The 24,015-nt window shown below is 71.6% G+C and carries 28 protein-coding genes; 12 read left to right on the top strand and 16 right to left on the bottom strand.

Annotation, left to right across the window (positions count from 1 at the left end):
• Positions 1–5: 5 nt before the first annotated feature.
• The 4 genes from OG538_RS13225 to OG538_RS13210 form a co-directional block, all read right to left on the bottom strand.
• Positions 6–623, bottom strand: coding sequence for a Maf family protein (locus OG538_RS13225; protein ID WP_406093275.1), 618 nt, complete (start codon positions 621–623; stop codon positions 6–8).
• Between the two features lie 24 nt (positions 624–647).
• A complete protein-coding gene (mmpB, locus tag OG538_RS13220; RefSeq protein WP_359078709.1) occupies positions 648–776 on the bottom strand; it encodes a morphogenic membrane protein MmpB in 129 nt (42 codons plus the stop codon).
• Positions 777–916: 140 nt separating this feature from the next.
• The gene (locus OG538_RS13215; RefSeq protein WP_250968010.1) at positions 917–1,123 is read right to left on the bottom strand and encodes an acyl-CoA carboxylase epsilon subunit; all 207 of its coding nucleotides are present in this window, start codon (positions 1,121–1,123) and stop codon (positions 917–919) included.
• A 14-nt stretch (positions 1,124–1,137) separates the two neighbouring features.
• The gene (locus OG538_RS13210) at positions 1,138–2,721 is read right to left on the bottom strand and encodes an acyl-CoA carboxylase subunit beta (protein WP_406093272.1); all 1,584 of its coding nucleotides are present in this window, start codon (positions 2,719–2,721) and stop codon (positions 1,138–1,140) included.
• A 157-nt stretch (positions 2,722–2,878) separates the two neighbouring features.
• Here OG538_RS13210 and OG538_RS13205 point away from each other — a divergent pair, with 157 nt between their 5' ends.
• The 5 genes from OG538_RS13205 (at position 2,879) to hutH (ending at position 8,957) form a co-directional block, all read left to right on the top strand.
• Positions 2,879–3,742: a biotin--[acetyl-CoA-carboxylase] ligase gene (locus OG538_RS13205; RefSeq protein ID WP_406093270.1), complete on the top strand. Its 864-nt coding sequence runs from the start codon at positions 2,879–2,881 to the stop codon at positions 3,740–3,742.
• 130 nt (positions 3,743–3,872) lie between these two features.
• A complete protein-coding gene (locus OG538_RS13200; protein ID WP_406093268.1) occupies positions 3,873–5,054 on the top strand; it encodes an adenylate/guanylate cyclase domain-containing protein in 1,182 nt (393 codons plus the stop codon).
• Positions 5,055–5,232: 178 nt separating this feature from the next.
• On the top strand, positions 5,233–6,045 hold the full coding sequence (locus OG538_RS13195; protein ID WP_406093266.1) for an enoyl-CoA hydratase/isomerase family protein: 813 nt from the start codon (positions 5,233–5,235) through the stop codon (positions 6,043–6,045).
• Positions 6,046–6,141: 96 nt separating this feature from the next.
• Complete coding sequence (locus OG538_RS13190; protein ID WP_406093264.1) at positions 6,142–7,371, top strand: diguanylate cyclase domain-containing protein; 1,230 nt, start codon at positions 6,142–6,144, stop codon at positions 7,369–7,371.
• A gap of 35 nt (positions 7,372–7,406) precedes the next feature.
• Positions 7,407–8,957: a histidine ammonia-lyase gene (gene hutH / locus OG538_RS13185; protein ID WP_406093262.1), complete on the top strand. Its 1,551-nt coding sequence runs from the start codon at positions 7,407–7,409 to the stop codon at positions 8,955–8,957.
• A gap of 57 nt (positions 8,958–9,014) precedes the next feature.
• Here the strand turns inward: hutH and OG538_RS13180 are convergent, their stop codons facing one another.
• Positions 9,015–9,299, bottom strand: coding sequence for a hypothetical protein (locus OG538_RS13180; protein WP_406093260.1), 285 nt, complete (start codon positions 9,297–9,299; stop codon positions 9,015–9,017).
• A gap of 154 nt (positions 9,300–9,453) precedes the next feature.
• Here OG538_RS13180 and OG538_RS13175 point away from each other — a divergent pair, with 154 nt between their 5' ends.
• From OG538_RS13175 to OG538_RS13160, 4 genes are all read left to right on the top strand, one after another.
• Positions 9,454–9,903: a hypothetical protein gene (locus tag OG538_RS13175; protein ID WP_406093258.1), complete on the top strand. Its 450-nt coding sequence runs from the start codon at positions 9,454–9,456 to the stop codon at positions 9,901–9,903.
• A 285-nt stretch (positions 9,904–10,188) separates the two neighbouring features.
• Positions 10,189–11,454, top strand: a complete 1,266-nt coding sequence (locus OG538_RS13170; RefSeq protein ID WP_406093256.1) for an Ig-like domain-containing protein — start codon at positions 10,189–10,191, stop codon at positions 11,452–11,454.
• A 153-nt stretch (positions 11,455–11,607) separates the two neighbouring features.
• A complete protein-coding gene (locus tag OG538_RS13165) occupies positions 11,608–13,056 on the top strand; it encodes an ABC transporter permease (RefSeq protein WP_406093254.1) in 1,449 nt (482 codons plus the stop codon).
• A 110-nt stretch (positions 13,057–13,166) separates the two neighbouring features.
• Positions 13,167–13,850 (top strand): ABC transporter ATP-binding protein, encoded by a 684-nt coding sequence (locus OG538_RS13160; protein WP_406093252.1) that lies wholly within the window; start codon positions 13,167–13,169, stop codon positions 13,848–13,850.
• A 55-nt stretch (positions 13,851–13,905) separates the two neighbouring features.
• Here the strand turns inward: OG538_RS13160 and OG538_RS13155 are convergent, their stop codons facing one another.
• A complete protein-coding gene (locus OG538_RS13155; protein ID WP_406100111.1) occupies positions 13,906–14,349 on the bottom strand; it encodes an RDD family protein in 444 nt (147 codons plus the stop codon).
• 371 nt (positions 14,350–14,720) lie between these two features.
• Here OG538_RS13155 and OG538_RS13150 point away from each other — a divergent pair, with 371 nt between their 5' ends.
• Together OG538_RS13150 and gdhA are read left to right on the top strand one after the other, a co-directional pair.
• A complete protein-coding gene (locus tag OG538_RS13150; protein ID WP_406093250.1) occupies positions 14,721–14,891 on the top strand; it encodes a hypothetical protein in 171 nt (56 codons plus the stop codon).
• A gap of 346 nt (positions 14,892–15,237) precedes the next feature.
• The gene (gene gdhA, locus OG538_RS13145; protein ID WP_406093248.1) at positions 15,238–16,614 is read left to right on the top strand and encodes an NADP-specific glutamate dehydrogenase; all 1,377 of its coding nucleotides are present in this window, start codon (positions 15,238–15,240) and stop codon (positions 16,612–16,614) included.
• Positions 16,615–16,694: 80 nt separating this feature from the next.
• Here gdhA and OG538_RS13140 read toward each other — a convergent pair whose 3' ends face one another.
• The 4 genes from OG538_RS13140 to OG538_RS13125 all read right to left on the bottom strand — a co-directional run bounded on the left by OG538_RS13140 (position 16,695) and on the right by OG538_RS13125 (position 19,194).
• Entirely contained in the window at positions 16,695–17,087 is a 393-nt protein-coding gene (locus OG538_RS13140; RefSeq protein WP_406093246.1) for a YrdB family protein, read from the bottom strand.
• Positions 17,088–17,133: 46 nt separating this feature from the next.
• Positions 17,134–17,799, bottom strand: a complete 666-nt coding sequence (msrA, locus tag OG538_RS13135) for a peptide-methionine (S)-S-oxide reductase MsrA (RefSeq protein ID WP_406093244.1) — start codon at positions 17,797–17,799, stop codon at positions 17,134–17,136.
• Positions 17,800–17,872: 73 nt separating this feature from the next.
• Positions 17,873–17,995, bottom strand: coding sequence for a hypothetical protein (locus OG538_RS13130; protein WP_406093242.1), 123 nt, complete (start codon positions 17,993–17,995; stop codon positions 17,873–17,875).
• Positions 17,996–18,090: 95 nt separating this feature from the next.
• Positions 18,091–19,194 carry a hypothetical protein gene (locus OG538_RS13125; protein WP_406093240.1) on the bottom strand — a complete coding sequence of 368 codons (1,104 nt, stop codon included), beginning with the start codon at positions 19,192–19,194 and terminating at the stop codon, positions 18,091–18,093.
• 68 nt (positions 19,195–19,262) lie between these two features.
• Between OG538_RS13125 and OG538_RS13120 the strand changes: the two genes are divergently transcribed.
• A complete protein-coding gene (locus OG538_RS13120; protein WP_366798515.1) occupies positions 19,263–20,408 on the top strand; it encodes a cystathionine gamma-synthase in 1,146 nt (381 codons plus the stop codon).
• A gap of 123 nt (positions 20,409–20,531) precedes the next feature.
• On the opposite strand, the gene OG538_RS13115 is transcribed toward OG538_RS13120, so the two are convergent.
• From OG538_RS13115 to OG538_RS13090, 6 genes are all read right to left on the bottom strand, one after another.
• On the bottom strand, positions 20,532–20,723 hold the full coding sequence (locus tag OG538_RS13115; protein ID WP_356325505.1) for a DUF1059 domain-containing protein: 192 nt from the start codon (positions 20,721–20,723) through the stop codon (positions 20,532–20,534).
• Between the two features lie 100 nt (positions 20,724–20,823).
• Entirely contained in the window at positions 20,824–21,969 is a 1,146-nt protein-coding gene (locus tag OG538_RS13110) for an RNA polymerase sigma factor (protein ID WP_406100109.1), read from the bottom strand.
• Positions 21,970–21,977: 8 nt separating this feature from the next.
• The gene (locus OG538_RS13105) at positions 21,978–22,385 is read right to left on the bottom strand and encodes a YciI family protein (protein ID WP_406093237.1); all 408 of its coding nucleotides are present in this window, start codon (positions 22,383–22,385) and stop codon (positions 21,978–21,980) included.
• A 154-nt stretch (positions 22,386–22,539) separates the two neighbouring features.
• Positions 22,540–22,791 carry a hypothetical protein gene (locus OG538_RS13100; protein WP_406093235.1) on the bottom strand — a complete coding sequence of 84 codons (252 nt, stop codon included), beginning with the start codon at positions 22,789–22,791 and terminating at the stop codon, positions 22,540–22,542.
• Positions 22,788–23,282, bottom strand: a complete 495-nt coding sequence (locus tag OG538_RS13095) for a sigma factor-like helix-turn-helix DNA-binding protein (protein WP_406100108.1) — start codon at positions 23,280–23,282, stop codon at positions 22,788–22,790. Before OG538_RS13095 ends, OG538_RS13100 begins: the two co-directional genes overlap by 4 nt.
• 53 nt (positions 23,283–23,335) lie before the next feature.
• Positions 23,336–23,866 (bottom strand): MarR family winged helix-turn-helix transcriptional regulator, encoded by a 531-nt coding sequence (locus OG538_RS13090; protein WP_406093233.1) that lies wholly within the window; start codon positions 23,864–23,866, stop codon positions 23,336–23,338.
• Positions 23,867–24,015: the final 149 nt, after the last annotated feature.

Here is a 24,015-nt window from a genome sequence, read left to right as displayed (position 1 = left end):
GTCCCTCAGGCCCAGAGGTCGGTGACCTGGATCCCCAGCTCGCCCAGCAGCCGCCGCAGCAACGGCAGCGAGAGCCCGATGACATTGCCGTGGTCGCCGTCGATGGAGTCCACGAACGGTGCCGAGCGCCCGTCGAGGGTGAAGGCGCCCGCGACGTGGAGCGGTTCGCCGGAGGCCACGTAGGCGGCGATCTCGGCGTCCGACGGCTCGCCGAAGCGGACCGTCGTGGACGCGGTCGCGGCGGCGGTGCGCCCGCTCGCGGTGTCGGTCACGCAGTGACCCGTCTGCAGGACCCCGGCACGCCCCCGCATGGACTTCCAGCGCGCGGTGGCCTCCTCGGCGTCCGCAGGCTTGCCGAGCGCCTCGCCGTCCAGTTCGAGCACGGAGTCGCAGCCGATGACGAGCGCCCCCGCGGCCTCCGGCAGCCCCGCCACGACCGCGGCCTTGGCCCGGGCCAGGACGAGTGCCAGCTCGGCCGGCGTCGGGGCGCTCAGCGCGTCCTCGTCGACCCCGCTGACGATCACCTCGGGCGCGAACCCGGCCTGCCGCAGCAGACCCAGACGGGCGGGTGATTGCGAAGCGAGTACGAGCCGGCGGCGAACGGGATCAGTCATGGGCGCCATCGTACGAGGCGGCCCCAGGCCCTCTCACCGCGTCCCGAGCACGATCATCGCGACCACCATGGCGAGCGCGAGCACCAGCCCCGCGCGCCGCATCATGTCCTGGGCGTCGCGCAGCTCTTTCGGCGGTTTGTTCTCGGGGTCGGACCACAACATGATCCGATCCTGCTGCGGGCGCCGCCGTCGCGCCTGAGTACTCGTACTCAGCCGCCCTGGTGCGTACGGACCAGATCCTTCCGGTACGCGCCGGAGGCCCGGACCCACCAGGGATCCGGGCCTCCGGGGACAATCCGCGCCTATCCGGGCCAGTACGTGCGCGCCCAGGCGCGCGGGCCCGGTAGATGGCGGCCGCGCCGGGCCAGCCGGCCCGGGTCGGACCACTGCGCGGGCAGCTCCGGCGCGCCGGACGACACGGCGGACGCCGCCGCGGCGCGCGCCTGGACCACCGCCAGGGCGGCGGCCAGTTCCTCCGGGGTCGGGTTGCCCCGTACGACCTTGATCATGGCCAGGACCCTTTCTAGAGGGGGATGTTGCCGTGCTTCTTCGGGGGCAGCGACTCCCGCTTGGTCCGCAGCTGCCGCAGCCCCTTCACCACCTGTGCCCGCGTCTCGTGCGGCATGATCACCGCGTCGACGTAGCCGCGCTCGGCCGCCACGTACGGGTTGAGGAGCGCGTCCTCGTAGTCCGCCATCAGCTCGGCGCGGGTCGCGTCCTGGTCCTCGGCGGCGGCGATGGTGCGGCGGTGCAGGATGTTGACGGCGCCCTGCGCGCCCATGACGGCGATCTGGGCGGTCGGCCAGGCGACGTTGATGTCGGCGCCCAGGTGCTTGGACCCCATGACGTCGTACGCGCCGCCGAACGCCTTGCGGGTGATCACCGTGATCAGCGGGACGGTCGCCTCCGCGTACGCGTAGATCAGCTTGGCGCCGCGACGGATGATGCCGCCGTACTCCTGGTCCACGCCCGGCAGGAAGCCAGGCACGTCGACGAACGTCAGCACCGGCACGTTGAACGCGTCGCAGGTGCGGACGAACCGTGCGGCCTTCTCGCTCGCGTTGATGTCCAGACAGCCGGCGAACTGCATCGGCTGGTTGGCGACGATGCCGACCGGATAGCCCTCCACCCGGCCGAAGCCGGTGAGGATGTTGGGCGCGAACAGGGCCTGGGTCTCCAGGAACTCGCCCTCGTCCAGCACGTGCTCGATCGCGGTGTGCATGTCGTAGGGCTGGTTCGCCGAGTCCGGGATGAGCGTGTCGAGCTCGCGGTCCTCGTCGCTGATCGCCAGGTCCGCCTCCTCCGGGAAGGCCGGTGCCTCGGAGAGGTTGTTCGACGGCAGGTACGACAGCAGCGACTTGACGTACTCGATGGCGTCCTTCTCGTCACCCGCCATGTGGTGCGCCACGCCCGAGGTGGTGTTGTGGGTACGGGCGCCGCCGAGCTCCTCGAAGCCCACGTCCTCGCCGGTGACCGTCTTGATGACGTCGGGTCCGGTGATGAACATGTGCGAGGTCTGGTCGACCATGACCGTGAAGTCGGTGATCGCGGGGGAGTACACCGCGCCACCCGCGCACGGGCCGACGATCAGCGAGATCTGCGGGACGACACCCGAGGCGTGCACATTGCGGCGGAAGATCTCCGCGAAGAGGCCCAGCGCCGCGACACCCTCCTGGATGCGGGCACCGCCGCCGTCGTTGATGCCGATGACCGGACAGCCGGTCTTCAGCGCGAAGTCCATCACCTTGACGATCTTCTCACCGTAGACCTCGCCGAGCGAGCCGCCGAAGATGGTGAAGTCCTGCGAGTACACGCAGACGGGGCGGCCGTCGACCGTGCCGTACCCGGTGACGACCCCGTCCCCGTACGGCCGGTTCTTCTCGATGCCGAAGTTCGTCGAGCGGTGCCGGGCGAACTCGTCAAGCTCCACGAAGGAACCCTCGTCGAGCAGGAGATCGACGCGCTCGCGCGCGGTCAACTTGCCCTTCGCGTGCTGCTTTTCCACCGCGCGCGCGGAGCCCGCGTGGGTCGCCTCGTCGATACGGCGCTGCAGGTCCGCGAGCTTGCCCGCGGTGGTGTGGATGTCGATCTCTTCCGGCTCGGACATCGGGTGGCGGCTCCCTGCCTGGTCACGGGGACGACTGTGCTGCTGATCAGCGGATGAACGGCTGACGGCCCGCAGCGCTGAACGGCTACTGATCCGTAGCGTATCGGCGCGGATACGGTTCGGCAGTGCGTCGTTTGACACACCTAGGGTGGCTTGCATGACACCTTCGGATGCGCCACAGAGCCGTTGGTCGGACCTGGACCGGCCGCCCCTGAACGTTCCCGCGCTGCGCCGCGGACTCCTGCGGCCGGGCGGGCTGTGGACCACCCTCGACGTCGTCGACAGCACCGGGTCCACCAACTCCGACCTCGCGGGCCGTGCCGCCTCCCTGGCCGAGGGTGCCGTCCTGGTCGCCGAGGAGCAGACCGCCGGCCGCGGCCGGCTGGACCGCGCCTGGACCGCTCCGGCCCGCTCGGGACTGTTCTTCTCCGTCTACCTGACGCCGGGGGCCGTGCCGGTACAGCGGTGGGGCTGGCTTCCACTCCTCGCGGGGGTCGCGGCGGCGACCGGACTGGCACGGTCGGCGGGCGTCGACACGGCGCTGAAGTGGCCCAACGACCTGCTGGTCACCGTCGGGGGACAGGAGCGCAAGACGGGCGGCATCCTCGCCGAGCGGGCCGGCGACGGCGTCGTCATCGGCATCGGTCTCAACGTCTCCCTCCGGGCCGACGAGCTGCCCGCCCCCACCGCCGGCTCGCTCGCCCTGGCCGGTGCGGTCTCCACCGACCGCGAGACGCTGCTGCGGGGCGTACTGCGCTCGCTGGAGCAGTGGTACGGGCAGTGGCGGGCGGCCGACGGCGACGCGGCCGCCGGCGGGCTCCAGGAGGCGTACGCGGCGGGCTGCGCGACGCTCGGCCGCACCGTGAGGGCCCAGCTGCCCGGTGACCGCACGATCACCGGCGAGGCGGTGGCGATCGACGGGGACGGCCGGCTGGTCCTGTCCTCGGACGACGGCCTGCGGGAACCGGTCTCGGCGGGCGACATCGTGCACCTGCGCGGCGCGGGAGGTGGACTGACCTGAGAGGCGCGCACGACCCGACCCCGCCGGTAACGCCTCGACGACGTGAGGTAGGGCACACCTGCCGTATCGTTGAGGCGATCCACCGACAGATCGGCAGGGCAGTGCGCAGGGAACGGGCAGGAGGCGGCTGGTGACCGTCGACGACACGAACTCCGGCGCGGGCGCGGAGCCCCCGTCGGACTCCTCGGTCCACGCGACACCGCATCACGAAGTCGACCACACGGCCGAACCGACCGACGACCCCCTCGCGATCCGGCTGGAACAGCTGATCCTGGGGGCCGACCGGCGCTACACCCCGTTCCAGGCCGCCCGGACCGCGGGCGTCTCCATGGATCTGGCATCCCGGTTCTGGCGGGCCATGGGCTTCGCCGACATCGGGCAGGCCAAGGCGCTGACCGAGGCCGACGTACTGGCGCTGCGGCGGCTGTCGGGTCTGGTCGAGGCAGGGCTGCTCAGCGAGCCGATGGCGATCCAGGTGGCCCGGTCGACCGGGCAGACCACCGCCCGGCTGGCGGAATGGCAGATCGATTCGTTCCTGGAGGGCCTCACCGAGCCGCCCGAGCCCGGAATGACCCGCACCGAGGTCACGTATCCCCTGATCGAACTGCTCCTGCCCGAGCTGGAGGAGTTCCTGGTGTACGTGTGGCGGCGCCAGCTCGCCGCCGCCACCGGCCGGGTCGTGCAGGCCGCGGATGACGAGGAGATGGTCGACCGGCGCCTGGCCGTCGGCTTCGCCGACCTCGTCGGGTTCACCCGGCTGACCCGCCGCCTGGAGGAGGAGGAGCTCGGTGAACTCGTCGAGTCCTTCGAGACCACCTGCGCCGACCTCGTCGCCGCGCACGGCGGCCGGCTGATCAAGACCCTCGGCGACGAGGTCCTCTTCGCCGCCGACGACGCGGGGACCGCGTCCGAGATCGCGCTGCGCCTCGTCGAGGCGATGACCCTGGACGAGACGATGCCGGCGCTGCGCGTCGGCATCGCGTTCGGCACCGTCACCACCCGGATGGGCGATGTCTTCGGCACCACGGTGAACCTGGCCAGCCGTCTGACGTCGATAGCGCCGAAGGACGCCGTCCTGGTGGACGGGGCGTTCGCCGAGGAGCTGACCCGCACGGGCGACGCCCCCGTCTCCGAGGCCCAGGCCGCGGAGGCGGCGGCCGCCGCCGAGCGGGCCGCGAAGGAGGGCGCGGACGGCGGGGAGCCGGCTCCCGTGCCCAAGTACCGCTACGGGCTCCAGCCGATGTGGCAGCGCCCGGTGCGTGGGCTCGGCATCGTCGAGCCGTGGCTGCTGGCCCGTCGCGGCAGTTCCTGACCAGCCGCCGACAGCCCCCTCACCGCCCACTGCGGGAGAGCTCTGGGGCCTGTTTCGAAAGTAGCGCCGTCCGCCGGGAGGGCGGGCGTGCGTGCCAGGCGTCGCCGAGCAGGCGGGACTTTCGAAGCACGCCCTAGGATCCCTCCGGTAACGCTCGTTAACCGACAGGGGTGCAGTCATGACCGTCACGTCAGAGCAGCGGTTCGGGGAGTTCGTCGTCGTACGGGGTCACGAGGGCCTGGAGCACGTTGCCGAGTTGGTCCTCGACCGGCCCAAGGCCATGAACGCGGTGTCCACGGACATGGCCCGCTCGATCGGCGCCGCGTGTGCCGCGCTCGCCGCTGACCCGGACGTCCGGGTCACCGTCCTCACCTCCAGTCACGAGCGGGCCTTCTGCGTGGGCGCGGACCTCAAGGAGCGCAACTCCTTCACCGACGCCGACCTGGTGCGCCAGCGGCCCACCGCACGCGCCGCCTACACCGGAGTGCTCGAACTGCCGATGCCGACGATCGCCGCGGTGCACGGCTTCGCGCTGGGCGGCGGGTTCGAGCTCGCCCTGTCCTGCGATCTGATCGTCGCCGACGCGACCGCCCTGGTGGGTCTGCCCGAGGTGTCGGTCGGGGTCATCCCGGGCGGCGGCGGCACCCAGCTCCTGCCGCGCCGGATCGGTGCGGCGCGCGCCGCCGAGCTGATCTTCACCGCGCGCCGGGTCGCGGCGGCGGAGGCGCTGGACCTGGGGCTGGTCGACGAGTTGGTCGCGGAGGGCGAGGACCGGGCCGAGGCGCTCGCGCTGGCCGGCCGGATCGCGGCGAACTCCCCGGTGGGACTGAGGGCGGCCAAGCGGGCGCTGCGGCTGGGGCACGGACTCGACCTGCGGGCCGGGCTCGAGGTCGAGGACTCCGCGTGGCGGTCGGTGGCCTTCTCCGGCGACCGTGCGGAGGGTGTGGCCGCGTTCAACGAGAAGCGGAAGGCGAACTGGCCCGGGGAGTGACGCGCACATGACTCTTCGTGTTCGTCCCGCGACGCACCGCGCATGATCAGGGCTGCGAATTGATCAAAACATCACAAATCTACATAAGCTGGTGCGATGGGTGGTGACGATGCGCGGCTGCGGGCCGTGGTTTCGCTTGCGCAGGCGATGGCGGCGGCGCACACCCCGCGGGGGTGCTGGCGAGCGGCCGCGCTGGGGGCGTGCGAGGCGCTGGGCGGCAGCTTCGCCGCGTTGTCGGTCTGGGAGCGCGGGCGCGGACGGCTGCGCGTCCTGGTCAACGCGGGGGAGCGGGCGGAGGGGGAGGAGGAGTTCCCCGACGAGGAGACGTACCCGGTGCACCAGTTCCCGGAGATCACCGAGTTCCTCCACGAGCGGTGGGCCGGAGGCGGTGAGCCGGACGCCTGGGTGGAGACCGCCGACGGCCCGGTGGAGCCGGAGCCCGGGGGTGCGGACCCGGGAAGCGCGGATGTGGCGGGCGCCCACGGCTACGGGCGCGGCTACTGCCATCAGCGGGTGGCGGCCCTGCGTCGACGCGGGCGGGGCTGCTGCGTGGTCGCGCCGATCGTGCTGCACGGGCGGGCCTGGGGTGAGCTCTATGTGGCGCGGCCGGTGGGCGAGCCGGTGTTCGGCCGCCGGGACGCGGACTTCGCCACCGTGCTGGCCGCCGTCGTGGCCGCCGGGATCGCCCAGACGGAGCGCCTGGAGGAGGTGCGCAAGCTCGCCTTCACCGACCCGCTGACGGGCCTCGCCAACCGGAGGGCCGTCGACATGCGGCTGGACGAGGCGGTGGAGCGGCATCGGGAGGACGGCTCGGTGGTGAGTCTGGTCGTCTGCGATCTCAACGGTCTCAAGTGGGTCAACGATACGCATGGACATGCCGTCGGCGACCGGCTGCTGGAACGTTTCGGCTCCGTGCTGTCCCGGTGCGGGGCCATGCTGCCCGGTGCGCTGGCTGCCCGGCTCGGCGGGGACGAGTTCTGTCTGCTGGCCCTGGGCCCCGGGGCGGACGAGGTGATCGCGGTGGCCACGGAACTCTGCGAGCGGTCGGCCGAGCTGGAGTTCGGCAACGGTGTCGCCTGCGGGATCGCGTCCACGGGGGATCCGATCGGCGTGGTGGTCTCCGCGCGGCGGCTCTTCCGGCTCGCGGACGCGGCTCAGTACCGGGCCAAGGCGGCCCGTTCCAGGAGGCCGGTGGTGGCGGGGCGTGACGGTGAGGTCATCCGGCTGGCCGACTCCCCGCCCAAGTCCGCCCACGACCGCCGCCGGCTGCGGGGAGCCGTGCCCGAGGTGACGGACGAGGTAAGGGGTCAACCCGAGGACCACTAGTGACACGAAGGGTTTCAATCCGTACGCTTCTGAATATGGATATGCATACAGTCGTGGTGGGGACGTCCGGTACCACCGCACAGGACGTCATCGCCGTGGCCCGCGGCAACGCCCGTGTCGAGCTCTCCGCAGCCGCGGTGAGCGCCCTGGCCGCCGCCCGCGAGATCGTGGACGCGCTCGCCGCCAAGCCCGAGCCGGTCTACGGCGTCTCCACCGGCTTCGGCGCCCTGGCCAGCCGCCACATCAGCCCCGAGCTCCGTGCTCAGCTCCAGCGCAACATCGTCCGCTCGCACGCCGCAGGCATGGGCCCCCGGGTCGAGCGCGAGGTCGTCAGGGCGCTGATGTTCCTGCGGCTGAAGACCGTCGCCTCGGGTCACACGGGCGTGCGGCCCCAGGTCGCCCAGACCATGGCGGACGTACTGAACGCCGGGATCACACCCGTCGTTCACGAGTACGGTTCCCTCGGCTGCTCCGGCGACCTGGCACCGCTCTCGCACTGCGCCCTGACGCTGATGGGCGAAGGCGACGCGGAGGGCCCCGACGGGACCGTGCGCCCGGCCGGTGAGCTCCTCGCCGCCCACGGCATCACCCCGGTCGAACTGCGCGAGAAGGAGGGCCTCGCCCTTCTCAACGGCACCGACGGCATGCTCGGCATGCTTGTGATGGCCCTCGCCGACCTGCGCCGCCTCTACACCTCGGCCGACATCACCGCGGCCCTCTCCCTGGAGGCGCTGCTCGGCACGGACAAGGTGCTCGCCCCCGAGCTGCACGCCATCCGTCCGCACCCCGGCCAGGGCGCCAGCGCCGACAACATGCTGCGGGTCCTCGCCGGTTCAGGGCTCACCGGTCACCACCAGGACGACGCGCCGCGCGTCCAGGACGCCTACTCCGTGCGCTGTGCGCCCCAGGTCAACGGCGCGGGCCGCGACACCCTCGCGTACGCCGCGACCGTCGCGGACCGCGAACTGGCCTCCTCGGTCGACAACCCGGTCGTCCTTCCCGACGGCCGGGTCGAGTCCAACGGCAACTTCCACGGGGCGCCGGTCGCGTACGTCCTGGACTTCCTGGCGATCGTCGCGGCGGACCTCGGCTCGATCACCGAGCGCCGCACCGACCGGCTGCTGGACAAGAACCGTTCGCACGGGCTGCCGCCGTTCCTCGCCGACGACGCCGGTGTCGACTCGGGCCTGATGATCGCCCAGTACACCCAGGCCGCCCTGGTCAGCGAGATGAAGCGGCTCGCCGTCCCCGCCTCCGCCGACTCGATCCCCTCCTCCGCGATGCAGGAGGACCACGTCTCGATGGGCTGGTCGGCCGCGCGCAAGCTCCGCACCGCCGTCGACAACCTCGCCCGGATCGTCGCCGTCGAGCTGTACGCGGCGACCCGCGCCGTCGAACTGCGCGCCGCCGAGGGCCTGACCCCGGCCCCCGCCTCGCTCGCCGCCATCGAGGCGCTGCGGGCGGCGGGCGTCGAGGGCCCCGGCCCGGACCGCTTCCTGTCGCCGGACCTGGCCGCGGCGGACGCCTTCGTCCGCGCGGGCGGACTCGTCTCGGCGGTCGAGCCGGTCACGGGGCCGCTGGCCTGACCTCCGCCGCACGGAAGCGGCCACCGGGCAGGCCCGGTGGCCGCTTCCGCGTATCGCTCACCATGCGGGCCGGGAGCCTCCGCGACGGCCCGAGTACGTGATGAAGCCGGCTCCGATGCCCAGGAACGCCATGCCGCCGAGGAGATACGGCGTCGTGTCGACGCCGGTCCCGGTGTCGGCGAGCGTACTGGAGCCCGTGCCGGAGCCTTCGGCGGCGCTGTGGCCGGCCGAGCCCTGGGCGGCGGTCGCGTCGCCCGCGTTGGCGGACGGGACGAACCACAGGGCGCACAGCAGTGTTCCCGCGGCGGTGGCGGTCAGGAGTGGGCGGCGGGTGATGGCCACGGAATCGATCCCCCTTGGGGCAGCCGTAAGGGCGAGGGCTTCGGCGAATGCCGGGTCCCCTCAGGCCTGTTGCGCCGATGCTAATGAACGCGGCGGGTCCCGGGAAAGTCATGGCGGCCGGGAGTTCGGACCGGGCGGCCTTACGCTCCACCCCATGAGTACTTCTGAGTCATCACGATTCGTTCGCCTTCGTGTCGAAATGGTGGTGGAGATCACGGACGCCGACGCCCTGAGCGGAACGGCGCTGGAAAGCCTCGCGGCCGAGTTCGGTGAGCCCGGCGGCGAGTCCGCCGAGGAACGTACGCATGCCGAGACCGCCGTGCGGGAAGACGGTGCGGAGGCCCTCGCCTCGCTGATCGACCCGTTCGACCTGGTCGGCGAGGTGCCCGGGGTCGAGCTGGCCCAGGCCTCCTGGAGCAGCGAGACCATCGACTACGACCCGGAGGACCCGGACGGATGGGACCTCGATGACGGCCAGGACGAGGACGGGTACGAGGGCGAGGACGTGTACGAGGAAGACGGCGACGGGGACGGGAACACCGTCGGCGTCCCGCACAATGGGGAGGAGAGCGACAGGAACGGCAGCACCGAGCAGCGGGCGTAGCCAGTGGGAACACCGGCCCCGGCCCGCTTCCGGCGGACCGGGGCCGGTGCGTGTGAGCGGCCGGTGGATCCGGGGCGCGGATGTGTTGTACAACCGGGTCGTGCGCCCGTGGACACACAGGTGATGAACAGCGGGAACCACGGCTGTCACCACCGCGTCGATGAGTGGTGTTCCCCACATCTGCGGCAGATATGGAACGGGGCATCCGTTCAGGGTGTTCTTGGAACATTGACGGGTTTCGTCGGTCGACGGCCTGACCCGGGGTTTCAGGGGATTTCGGCAACGATGGAGAAGCGTGTGATGACGGACAGCAAACGGCGCAGGGGCCTCATGGCCGCGTCCGCACTGCTCGGCGGCGTGCTGGTGCTTTCGGCCTGCAGCGACGGCGACAAGGACAGCCCTGGCCCGGCGAGTTCGAAGTCACAGGCGGCCGAGGTCGACAAGGCGGCGGCCCAGGAGGCCTCGGAGGCGCAGATAGCGATCTCGCCGAAGAACGGCGCGACCAACGCAAGCATCAACAACGCCGCCAAGGTCAGCGTCACCAAGGGCAAGCTGACGGTCGTCACGATGACCACGGCGGCCGGCGAGAGCGTCAAGGGCACCCTGTCCGCCGACGGCACGAGCTGGAAGCCCGACGCCCAGCTGGAGCGCTCGACCACGTACAAGATCAATGCGACGGCGCAGGACTCGAAGGGCCGCGAGGCGCACGAGAACTCCTCCTTCACCACCGTGTCGCCCGCCAACAGCTTCATCGGGAACTTCACCCCCGAGGACGGCTCCACCGTCGGCGTCGGCATGCCCGTCTCGATCAACTTCAACAAGCCGATCACGGACAAGAAGGCCGTCCAGGCCGGCATCACCGTGACGTCCAGCAGCGGCCAGCAGGTCGCCGGCCACTGGTTCAACTCCCAGCGCCTGGACCTGCGCCCCGAGGACTACTGGACGGGCGGCTCCACCGTCACGCTGAAGCTGGCGCTCGACGGTGTCGAGGGCGCGGACGGCGTCTTCGGTGTGCAGCAGAAGACGGTCACCTTCAAGGTCGGCCGCAACCAGGTCTCGACCGTGGACGCCAAGACGCACACGATGACCGTCACCCAGAACGGCAAGACGATCAAGACCATCCCGATCTCGGCCGGTTCGTCGGACAACCCGACGTACAACGGCCAGATGGTGATCTCCGAGAAGTTCAAGGAGACCCGGATGGACGGATCGACGGTCGGCTTCACCGACGACGACGGCAAGGGCGAGTACGACATCAAGGACGTGCCGCACGCCATGCGGCTGTCCACGTCGGGCACCTTCATCCACGGCAACTACTGGGGCGCCAAGTCGATCTTCGGCAGCGCCAACACCAGCCACGGATGCGTGGGCCTCTCCGACACCAAGGGCGCCGGCGACCCCAACGAGCCCGCCGCCTGGTTCTACAACAACTCCATGATCGGTGACGTGGTCATCGTCAAGAACTCCCCGGACCGGACCATCCAGCCCGACAACGGCCTCAACGGCTGGAACCTGAGCTGGGCCCAGTGGACGGCAGGCTCCGAGGCCTGAGCCGACCGACCCCGCCGGCCCATCCCCGCACGCCAGGCGGCGGCCCCGGATCCCCACGGATCCCGGAGCCGCCGCCTTCGGCGTTCCCGGGTTCTCATCCCGCTCTCATCGTGGCCTTAACCCACCATCACACGTGGTCCCTAGCCTCGCGCCATGTTCTTCACCTACCTCCGGCGCGAGCTGCGCCGCCGCAGAAAGGCGGCGCTCGTCGTCGCCTCGGGGCTCGCCCTCGGCATTGCGCTGGTCATCATCGTCAGCTCGGTCTCCTCCGGCATGAGCAAGGCCCAGGACAAGGTCCTGGAATCGCTGTACGGGCTCGGCACGGACATGACCGTCACCAAGGCCGCCGCAGCTCCGGGCTCCGGCACGGAACGTCCCAGGTTCGAGTTCGACGCCAAGGACGACGACGACGCGACGCAGAGCACGGACCGCGTCATGGTCCAGGGCTTCCAGACACTCGCTTCCACCACCGTCGCCAAGGTGGGAGGGCAGACCGGCGTCGCCGACGCCGTGGGCGGGCTGAGCCTGACCGTCATGAAGGTGGACGGCCAGTTCAAGCGCGGCGAGTTCAAGCAGGAGGGCGGCACGGCCCAGAGCGGCCGCGGCGGCCCCGGCGGTGGCAGCGGCCAGCCGCAGGGCGAGGTCCAGGGCGGCGGCGCCTCCTTCGACGTCAACTCGTACACCGTGTACGGAACCGACGTCACCAAGCAGGACCTCGGCCCGCTCACCTCGTCGAAGATCACTGCCGGTCGTACGTTCAAGACCACCGAGACCAAGGGCAAGGTGGCCGTCGTCGACGCCGCGTACGCCAAGGAGAAGAAGCTCTCGACCGGCAAGACCGTGACGATCCACGGCACCAGGTTCACGATCGTCGGCGTCTCGACGGCCGACAGCGGTGACGCGGCGGCCAACCTCTACATCCCGCTCCAGCAGGCGCAGACCCTCGCCGACTCGAAGGACAAGGTCACCACGGTCTACGTCAAGGCGGCGGACTCGACAGCGATCGACAGCGTCAAGTCCGCAATCCAGAAGAACATCTCCGGCACCACGGTCACCACCTCGGCCGACCTGGCGGACACCGTCTCCGGCTCCCTGTCCACCGCGTCCGACCTCGCCTCCAGCGTCGGCAAGTGGCTCTCCATCGCCGTGCTGATCGCCGCCTTCCTGGTGGCGGGGCTCCTCACCTCCTCCGCGGTCAGCCGCCGCGTACGGGAGTTCGGCACACTCAAGGCGCTCGGCTGGAAGAGCGGCCGGGTCACCCGTCAGGTCATCGGCGAAGCGCTCGTCAACGGCTTGATGGGCGGTGTCCTCGGCATCGCGATCGGCCTCGCCGGCGCGTACGCCGTCACCGCCGTCAGTCCCACCCTCACCGCCCAGCTCGGCTCCTCGGGCGGCGGCGGCGGACGCGGCGGCATGATGGGCGGCCCCGGCAGGCAGACCGCGTCCAAGGCGCTCGACATCGCGCTGACCGCACCCGTCTCCCTCTCGATCATCCTGATCGCCGTCGGGCTGGCCGTGGCGGGCGGGCTGATCGCGGGGGCGTTCGGCGGCTGGCGCGCCTCCCGGCTGCGCCCCGCGGACGCGCTGCGGCGCGTCGAGTAGCCCGTCGCGGGATGCCCGGCGCACGGGCGTCCCTACCTCGTCCCCAGCGATCCGCGATCCGCGGGGCGGTCGCCCGGGATCCGCGAACACCGTCCAGCAGGAGTTGACCCATGTACACCCTTCAAGGCGTCACCAAGCGCTACACGCGCGGCAAGTCCACCGTCCACGCGCTCGCCGGCGTCGACCTGACCATCGAGGACGGCGGCCGTCTGGTCATCCAGGGCCCCACCGGCGGCGGCAAGTCCACACTGCTCCAGATGCTCGGCGGCCTCGACCGCCCCACGGCCGGCAGCGTCGAACTCGACGGGGTGGACCTCGCGAAGCTCAGCGAGGCCAGACTCACCAAGGTGCGCGCCGAGAACATCGGCTTCGTCTTCCAGAGCTTCAACCTCATCCCGACGCTCACCGCCCAGGAGAACGTCGAGACCGCCCTCGTCCCGCTCGGCGGCAAGGCGTCCGAACGGCGCAGACGGGCCGCGGAGGCGCTCGACTCGGTCGGGCTCGGCGAACGCCTGGGCCATCTGCCCGGCGAGATGTCCGGCGGCCAGCAGCAGCGGGTGGCGATAGCCAGAGCTCTGGTCAAGCAGCCCAAGGTGCTGCTCGCCGACGAGCCCACCGGCAACCTCGACGAATCCATGCGCGACGAGATCATGGAGGTGCTGGAGACCATGTGGAAGGAGCACGGGCTCACCTTCATCATGGTCACCCACGACAGCGCGATCGCTCGCAGGGCCCCGCGCCTGGCGACCATCCGCAAGGGCAAGGTCACCATCACGGAGAACGCCGCGGCCTGACCCGGTAGCACTCCTGCCCTCCGGGCCGGCGGACCCGCACGACGGATCCGCCGGCTCAGCCGGCCCGTCCGGCCACGGCCCTGCGGTGTGCCGCCAGGTCGCTGCGGCGGACCTGCCGCAGGCCGGCCGGGTCGCTGCGGGCGACGCCCTCCGTCCGCGGCCCGGGGACACCCGCGACGCCGGCGCCTGCCCCGGCCGCTCGGGCGCGCATCCCGTACCAGGGCTGCAACGGCAGCCAGCACAGCCCGTACAGCCAGCGGCGTACCAGTCGCGTGGGGCCCGGGCGCCCCACGTCCGGCAGGCTCACCACCCTTATCCCCATGATCAGCTTCCCCGCCCCGGCGCCCACGACCGCGGTGAGCACCACCTGATTGAGGAACGAGAGGACGAGCACCGGCCCGATCAGCAGCCCGACGACCTGGGGAACGGTCGCCGAGTCCGCGTAGGGCCGGACGATTAACCCCGCGGTCACCAGACAGAGATAGCAGTCGAGCCCCACCGCGAGGTAGCGGCGCGTCCCGCCGGCCCGGGGCGGTGTGCCGGGCGCGGCTCTGCCGGGTACGTACGAGGGTCCCCGCTGTCCGTAACCGGACAGCGGGCCTCTCGCCAACGGCCTTGATTCATAAGGGGGATGAGGATTCCGGCCGCCGCGGTTCCCCCGTGATGTCGTCATGACGGAATCATGTCTGAAAGCCCGTCACCGCGGGCCCGGACGGCAACCTCCGTGGATCGCGCCTCCCCGGCCCGTGGTGTAGCCCGCTACACCACGGGCCGGGGAGGCCGGCCCCTCGTGGCGGAGCGCGTCCGCTGGAAGCATGAAGGAACCGCCGGACAATGCGGCGCCGACCACCCCGTACCCGGAGGAATTCTGTGAAACCGCTGCTTTGGACCGTGCTGCTCGTCGCCCTCGTCGCGAACCTCTCGCTGAACTTCCTGGTGGGCCAGGACGGGCTGCACATCGCCCTGAGCGTCGTGTCGGGCGTGGTCCTGCTCGCGTCGGGGGCGGGTCTGTGGATGCTGCGCGGCCCGCGCGAGAACTGAGACCCCCGCACGCCACCTCACACCCCGTCGTGCGCCACTGTGAGGTTCACCACTTCGGATGATGTGCGACCCCACCGCAACCCGGCCAATTCTGCCCGGAACCGGCCTGCGGCCGGGCGGCTGCGGGCTTCCCGGGCGCGGTGCGGAGGGATCACCATGTGGATGCCCGTGGAGCATTCCGTCGTCCCGCTGGGACACTCGATACGCCACAACGGTCCTGTACGTCGCTTTCGTGAGCACGGTATGCGTGATGTCGGGCGACGCCCTCAACGGCGAGGGGGACCTGGTGCCCCTCGGGACGGGGGCGCCTTCGCGCATGAGCCGACCCACGGAAGGTCTTGATCAGATGCCGGCCACCGCTGACTCCGCAACGCCGCACGCCACCCACCGCGTCATCGAGCCGCTGTACGCGGAGATCCTCCGCCGCAACCAGGGCGAGAAGGAGTTCCACCAGGCCGTCCGGGAAGTCCTGGAAACGCTCGGCCCGGTGCTGGTCCAGCGGCCGGAGTTCGTGGACGCCCGGATCATCGAGCGCATATGCGAGCCGGAGCGCCAGCTCATCTTCCGCGTGCCGTGGTCGGACGATTCGGGGGACATCCACGTCAACCGCGGATTCCGCGTCGAGTTCTCCAGCTCCCTCGGTCCGTACAAGGGCGGGCTGCGCTTCCACCCTTCGGTCAATCTCGGCATCGTGAAGTTCCTCGGCTTCGAGCAGATCTTCAAGAACGCCCTGACCGGCATGCCCATCGGCGGCGGCAAGGGAGGCTCCGACTTCGACCCGAAGGGCCGCTCGGACGCCGAGGTCATGCGCTTCTGCCAGTCGTTCATGACGGAACTCCACCGCCACCTCGGCGAGTACACCGACGTCCCCGCCGGTGACATCGGCGTGGGCGGCCGCGAGATCGGCTACCTCTTCGGCCAGTACAAGCGGATCACCAACCGTTACGAGTCCGGAGTCCTCACCGGCAAGGGCCTCGGCTGGGGCGGCGCCCTGGTGCGCACCGAGGCGACCGGCTACGGCTGCGTGATGTTCACCGCCGAGATGCTCCGCAGCCAGGGCGACAGCCTCGACGGCCGGCGCATCGCCGTCTCCGGCTCGGGCAACGTCGCGATCTACGCGATCGAGAAGGCCCAGCAGCTCGGCGCCACGGTGGTGACCTGCTCCGACTCCGACGGCTACGTCGTGGACGAGAAGGGCATCGACCTCGCCCTGCTCAAGGAGATCAAGGAGGCCGGCCGTGGGCGCGTCGCCGAGTACGCGGAGCGCCGCGGCGACCAGGCCGTGTTCGTGCCGGGCCCCGGAGTCTGGAACGTCCCCTGCGATGTGGCACTGCCGTGTGCCACGCAGAACGAGCTCCACGAGGCCGACGCGCTGGCACTCGTACGCAACGGTGTGAAGGCGGTCGCCGAGGGCGCCAACATGCCCACGACCCCCGAGGCCGTCCGCGTCTTCCAGGACGCCGGTGTGGCCTTCGCCCCCGGCAAGGCGGCCAACGCGGGCGGCGTGGCGACCAGCGCCCTGGAGATGCAGCAGAACGCCTCACGCGACTCCTGGACGTTCGCCCACACCGAGGAGCGCCTCGCGGAGATCATGCGCCACATCCACGACTCCTGCTACACCACGGCGGAGCGCTACGGCAGCCCCGGCAACTACGTGGTCGGCGCGAACATCGCCGGCTTCGAACTGGTGGCGGACGCGATGCTGGCGCAGGGGCTGATCTGACCGGTCGCCCGCATGCCGGCACGGGCCCGGGACGCGGATGCGTCCCGTGCCCGTGCCCGTGCTCAAGGGCTGTGCCGCCCTCACTCCGCCCTGCGCCGGAACGTCTGCGCCAGGCCCGTGTTCACCACCACCACGACGGCCAGTACCGCAGCCGCCACGGGGTGCCCCACCCCGTACAGCGCGAAGGCGCCGCCGCCGAGCACCACCGCCTTGATCACGAGCACACCGGCCAGCGGCAGCCGGATCCGGGCGCGCGGGGCGGCGAACAGCCCCCACAGGGCGATGGCGATCGCCAGTACCCCCGTACCGAGCAGGAGTGGGACGGCCAGGCCGTCGCCGAGGCTGAACCCCCACCAGAACAGACAGGCCAGCGCCGCCAGTTCCACGAGGAATGCCAGACCTTCGTTGGCGGCCCACCAGGGCCGGCCGCTCACCGAAGGGGTCGCCGGTCTGTCCGTACGGTCGTCGCCCATGGTGCCCCCACCCTCGTCGGTTCGTGCCCGAGCGAGGGTAACCGGCTCAGCCTTCGGCCCGCGCCACACCGATCGGGCACGAGACGCCCGTCCCGCCGATCCCGCAGTAACCCGCCGGGTTCTTGTCGAGGTACTGCTGGTGCGCCGCCTCGGCGGGCCAGAACGTGCGGCCCTCGGCCGGGAGGATCTCGGTGCTGATCTCGCCGTAGCCGGAGCCCGTGAGGACCTTCTGGTACGCCTCGCGGGACGCCGCCACGGCCGCCGCCTGCTCGGGGGAGTGGGTGTAGACCGCGGAGCGGTACTGCGTACCCACGTCATTGCCCTGGCGGAAGCCCTGGGTCGGGTCGTGGGACTCCCAGAAGCGCTTCAGCAGCTCGGTGTACGTGACGATCCGCGGGTCGTACACGACACGGACCGCCTCCGTGTGCCCGGTCAGGCCCGAGCAGACCTCCTCGTACGCGGGATTCTCCGTGTAGCCGCCCTGGTAGCCGACGAGTGTCGTCCAGACACCGTCCGTCTCCCAGAACGTGCGCTCGGCGCCCCAGAAACACCCCATCGCGAAGTCCGCGACCTCCAGACCCTCCGGGTACGGCCCCAGCAGGGCGTTGCCCAGCACCGTGTGGCGGGACGGGACGGTGAATTCCGGGGTGGCGCGGCCGCGCAGGGCCTCCCCCGGGGTGGGGAGCTGCGGGGTGCGGCGGTTCAGGAACATGCGGGGCTCCTCCAGGGATCGACGTGCTGTCCGTACAACACACCCGGGCCGCCACGGATTCCGTCCCCGGTGCTCAGTCGCGGGGCGTGCCGTCCTGCGACTCGGCGGCCTCCACATAGGCGGCGGCCCGCTTGCGGGCCTTGAACCAGAAGTAGAGGCCGAGGCCGATCAGGATCAGGGGTATCAGTCGTGCCACGGGAACACCGGTCCTTGTCTCGGGAAGCGGGAGCGGGAAGCGGGAATACGTCGCTCCCACGGTCGCACAGCGTCGGCCGCGGGAGTCCCGCGCCCTCAGCGCGGGAGCGTGGCCGGGTTGCCGCCGTTCGCCTCGTAGCCGGCCACCGCCAGGGCCCGGTACACGGTGTACTCGGCGGCCGGGTCGGAGTTCTCCGTCCACGGCAGCGCGCCCACGTGACCGTCGATGTGGACGAGCTGGTTCATCGCCTCGGACCAGCGCTCCATCCGTACCAGGAACAGCACCAGGAGATGGCGTACGTGCGCGAGCATCGGGTCGTCGGCGCGCGCCGCGTGCACCGCGAACATCGCGCCCTCGACTGCCTTCGTCACCACCAGGCTCCGGTAGAAGCCCTGCACCAGATTCACCTCGGGCAGGTGCTCGTACACCGCGAACAGCGGCAGCGCCGCCAGCAGGGAGCCCTGCGGGGCGCGGGCGGCGGCCGCCGTCGCGAAGCGGTCGGCCTCCTCGCGCGATCCGTGCCACTTCTCGCACCAGAAGTGCAGCGCCGCGATGTGCGCGCCCATGTGGGCCGGCGCCCGGTCGATGATCTTCGCCCAGAGCTGGTCGAACTCCTCGTGGGAGTAGCCCAGTCCCCGGGCGACGGCCAGCTCCGTCAGATACGGGACGGGGTCGCCCGGAGCCAGCAGGGCCGCCTCGCCGACCACCGTACGGGCCTCCTCCAGGATGATCCGGAAGTCGTCCGTACCGGCCGTCGACGTGCGCCAGGCCTGCTGGACCAGGAACTCCGCGTGCACGGCCGCGCCCCCCGCGTCCTTGGGTGCCTCGGCCCGCCACCTGCGCAGCCACGCCCCGCCCTCGCCGGGCCGCCGCATCAGCTCCAGCGACGCGGCCCCGGCGAACGCCTGCACCCGCTGCCACCGCACCTCGCCGTCCTTCGGCGTCCCCGACAGCAGCTGGGAAGCGGCCCGCCACTCCTGGGTGTGCTGGACGACCTCCAGGACGTCGAGGAGATCCTGGTCGGGGCCGGGCGTCCGGATGTCCAGCTCCTCCTGACGCACGAAGCCGTAGGTGTCCGGATCGGCCGCGTCCGGGGAACCGGGCGCCACCTGACGGATACCCCCGCGGCGCCTCAGCACGAAGGGGCCGACGACCGCGGCGAGCATGCACAGCGCGAGCAGGAACCACAGAATCTCCATGCCCCCATTGTTGCCGGACGGCACGGTGCCCGGTCGAGCGCCCTCGGAACGAACTACGCTCGGGGCCCATGAGCGACCAGCACAGCTTCGAGACTCTCGCGATCCACGCGGGAAACACCGCCGATCCCCTCACCGGCGCCGTTGTTCCGCCCATTTACCAGGTGTCCACGTACAAGCAGGACGGCGTGGGCGGTCTGCGCGGCGGCTACGAGTACAGCCGCAGCGCCAACCCCACGCGCACCGCGCTGGAGGAGAACCTCGCGGCCCTGGAGGGCGGCCGCCGCGGACTCGCCTTCGCGTCGGGCCTCGCCGCCGAGGACTGCCTGCTCCGCACGCTGCTGACCCCCGGCGACCACGTGGTCATCCCGAACGACGCCTACGGCGGCACGTTCCGGCTGTTCGCGAAGGTCGCCTCGCGCTGGGGCGTGGAGTTCTCGGTCGCCGACACCTCGGACGTGGCGGCGGTCCGGGCCGCGATCACCCCGCGCACCAAGGCGATCTGGGTGGAGACCCCCTCCAACCCCCTGCTCGGCATCACCGACATCGCGGCCGTCGCCGACGTGGCCCGCACGGCGGGTGCGCGCCTCGTCGTCGACAACACCTTCGCCAGCCCCTACCTCCAGCAGCCCCTCGCCCTGGGCGCCGACGTCGTGGTCCACTCCACCACCAAGTACATGGGCGGCCACTCGGACGTCGTCGGCGGTGCGCTGATCGTCAACGACCCCGATCTGTCGGAGGAGTTGGCGTACCACCAGAACGCCATGGGTGCCGTCGCCGGGCCGTTCGACGCCTGGCTGGTGCTGCGCGGCATCAAGACCCTCGCCGTCCGGATGGACCGGCACAGCGAGAACGCCACCAAGGTCGCCGACCTGCTGACCCGCCACCCCAAGGTCACCCAGGTCCTCTACCCGGGGCTGCCCGAGCACCAGGGGCACGAGATCGCCGCCAAGCAGATGAAGGCGTTCGGCGGCATGGTCTCCTTCCGCGTCGCGGGCGGCGAGGAAGCGGCCGTGGAGGTCTGCAACCGCGCGAAGCTGTTCACGCTCGGTGAGTCCCTCGGCGGCGTCGAGTCGCTGCTGGAGCACCCGGGGCGGATGACGCACGCCTCCGCCGCCGGATCCCCGCTGGAGGTCCCGGCCGATCTGGTCCGGCTCTCCGTCGGCATCGAGAACGGCGACGACCTGCTGGCCGACCTGACGCAGGCGCTCGGCTGATCCCCGTACTCGACTGATCCCCGTACTCGGCTGATTCCCGTACGGGGCGGCAGCAGGGGCGGGGCCGGGGAAACCGGTCCCGCCCCTCGTGCGTTCCGCCCTCAGCCGTCGTACGTCCCGCCCTCAGACCGAGGCCTTCTCGTCCTCCAGCGAGGCCCTGACCTGCTCGCGCAGCTCGGGGCTGTCGGTGTGTTCGTGGACGGAGACCGCGTGCTCGGTCGCGGCCCGCACGACTTCCTCCTCCTCGCCGGAGATGGTCAGCGAGCAGTTCGACACGCTCGGATACTTGCGGCAGTCGGCGATCTTCCTGGTCATCACAGCCTCCTCGACCGATGCCATTCCAGGATAAATCGGGTAGCGGTGCGCGACCCGTCAGTGACCCCGGCAGGATCTGCCCGTGACCTGCCGTGACCCCTCAGTGACCCCGGCGGGCGTTGAGCCGGGCGGCCTGGCGTGTCAGGTGGTCACGCTCGGCGAGGTTGGGGGCTTTGTGGGCCGCTTCGGCGTACAGCCGTGCCGCCGTCACCGGGTCGCCGTCACGCTCGTGGAGGTACGCCGCCACCGCGGCGTGGCGAGGCAGCGAGGCGTCCACTGCCGCGAGCGCCGCCAGGCCGGCGCGCGGCCCGTCGGCCTCCCCGACGGCGACCGCGCGGTTGAGGCGGACGACCGGGCTGTCGGTCAGGCCCGCGAGCTCGTCGTACCACTCCACGATCTGTACCCAGTCGGTCTCCCCGGCGGCGGGCGCGTCGGCGTGGAGTGCCGCGATGGCGGCCTGGGCCTGGAACTCGCCCAGGCGGTCGCGGGCGAGGGCCGCCTGGAGGATCCCGACCCCCTCCGCGATCGACGCCGTGTCCCAGCGGCCCCGGTCCTGCTCGGCGAGCGGTACCAGGCTGCCGTCGGGCGCGGTCCGGGCGTCACGCCGCGCGTGGTGGAGCAGCATCAGGGCGAGCAGCCCGGCCACCTCGGGGTGGTCGATACGGGCCGCGAGCTGCCGGGTCAGCCGGATGGCCTCGGCGGCCAGGTCGACGTCCCCGGAGTAGCCCTCGTTGAAGACGAGATAGAGGACGCGCAGCACCGTGGCGACGTCGCCGGGACGGTCGAGGCGCACGCCGGAGACGGTGCGCTTGGCGCGGCTGATGCGCTGTGCCATGGTCGCCTCGGGCACCAGGTAGGCCTCGGCGATCTGTCGCGTGGTCAGCCCGCCGACCGCGCGCAGCGTGAGCGCGACCGCCGACGCAGGGGTCAGCGACGGGTGGGCGCACAGGAAGTAGAGCTGGAGCGTGTCGTCCCCCGCGCCCGCCGGCCCGGGCGCCGGCTCCTCCCCGACCCGGTCCTCACGGCGCCGGCGGGCGGCGTCGGCGCGTGTCGCGTCGAGGAACTTGCGCCAGGCCGCGGTGATCAGCCAGCCCCTGGCATCCCGCGGGGGGTCCACCGCCCAGACCCGTAGCGCCTCGACCAGGGCGTCCTGCACGGCGTCCTCGGCCGCCGCGAAGTCGGCTCCGCGGCGGACGAGGACGGTGAGCACACCCGGCGTGAGGCTCCTGAGCAGGACCTCGTCCACCGGTGACGTCACTCGGAGATGGTGGGCGGCTCGGTCAGGAACGGGCGCAGTTCGAGCCACTCGTGGATCGGCCTGCCGCCCGCGCCGGGCGCGGCCGACAGTTCCCCGGTCAGCTCGACGGCACGCTCGTAACTGTCGACGTCGATGATCATCCAGCCGGCGATGAGGTCCTTGGTCTCCGCGAACGGTCCGTCGGTGACCGGGGGGCGCCCCTCACCGTCGTAGCGGACCCACGCACCCTCGGGAGCGAGCGCCTGACCGTCGACGAACTCGCCCGACTTCTCCAGCCGGGCCGCGAAGTCGTTCATGTACTGCATGTGGGCCGAGATCTCCTCCGGCGTCCACTGGTCCATGCACACGTCGTTGACCGGGGCCGGGGCGCCGCGGTAGTGCTTCAGCAGCAGGTACTTGGCCATGATGGTTCTCCTTGGTGCTCGTGCGACCCGCTGTGGTCGCGTTCACCCCGGGGACGGAGCCGGTCACCGGTTCTCGACATCGCCGCCCGAACTTTTTTCTCCGAGTTCTGGACGAGCGTAGGGGTGCCGCCCCGTGATGCCGGGGTCCGACGCCCTACCAGCCGTCCAGCGGCGGCGTCGTCTCGGCCGGCGGCACCTGCCAGGGCTGGACCACCACCGCCCACACCGTGAACGCCACGACCGCCGCCGTCGCCGTCACCAGCCACAGCCGGCGCAGCGCCCGTCGGCGCCGGAGCAGCCGTTCACCGCGCTCCGCCGCCCGCGCCGCCAGCTCCGCGGGCACCGGCGGATGCGAGGTCTCCAGCATCCGCCGGACCTCGTCCTCCTTGCGCCCCGTACCGCTCACGGCGCGGCCCCCAGCGGACGGGACTGCCCCCGGCGCGAGGTCGGACTCCTGGTGCCGCGCATCGTGGCCACCGAGCGGTTGCAGACCGCGCGGACCCGGTCCACCGGCACCCCGAGCAGCGCCGCCGTCTGCTCCTCGGGGACACCTTCGTACAGGCGCAGCACCAGAACCAGCCGCTCCTGCGGGGTGAGGCGGTCCAGCAGCCCGCCGCGCGGACGGTGATGGCGCCACGCCTCCCGGGCGAACCGCGCGGCCAGCTCCTGCCGGGTGCGGTCGTACGGATCCTCGCCGTGCAGCCCGTCCCAGTCCGCGTACGTCCGGGACAGCACGGCCGTCAGCAGACGTTGCGCATGCACGTTGGCCCCGGGCGGATCCGCCGGTTCGGCCGTCAGCAGGGTCGCTGTGTGCAGCAACCGGCCCGCCGCGCCCGCCACGAAGGCCTCGAACTCCTGGGCACGGCGCCGCAGTCGGACCGCATGGCGCTCTCGCACGAGGTCCATCGGAGCGCTCCGCGACCCCCCGGGTCAACCCCCAGGAAGCGGCGCTATCCCGCCGACGGCGGCTGGTGCGCCGCCTGCCGCGCCGCCAGGGCCGCGTTGAAGCGGGTGAGCAGCGTGCAGAACGTGTCCCGCTCGTCCTCGGACCACTCGTCCGTCACCTGGGACATCAACTCGCGCCGCGAGGCCCGGACCTCCTCCAGCCGCGCCTGCCCGCGCGGGGACAACTGGAGCACGACCGCGCGGCCGTCCTCCGGATGCGAGGTGCGCTTGACCAGACCGGTGTCCACGAGCGGTGCGACCTGCCGGGTCACCGTCGAGGAGTCGATCCCCATGCCGGCGGCCAGCGCCTTGACGCCCATGGGGCCTTCCCTGTCCAGCCGGTTGAGCAGCAAGTACGCGGCCCGGTCCATGGAGTTGCGCACCTGGCCGACACCGCCGAGGCGGGTCTGCTCGGCACGCCTGGCGAAGACCGCCACCTGGTGCTGCAGAGCGTCGAGAAGGTGGTCGTGACCCGGGTTCTCCGGGGCGGCGCCCCCGGAAGGAGACGCGGCAGTCGTCATGTCCTGAGGGGGCATGGCCGGGAGCTCTCTTCGTGCGTGTCGGATGGGTGGGGGACAGAGTACGCGGCCCCGGGGCAACGCGTACCAGTGCCGCACAAACCTGCGGACATCGGCGCATGAGGGGACCCTCGGCGGCGGCCGCGACCCCTTTCAGCTGCAAGACT

Origin of the sequence: Streptomyces sp. NBC_01013 (assembly GCF_045162765.1) — a bacterium.
GTDB lineage: Bacteria > Actinomycetota > Actinomycetes > Streptomycetales > Streptomycetaceae > Streptomyces.
Note: the sequence above shows the minus strand (reverse complement) of the source record. Positions and strands in the feature narration are given on the sequence as shown.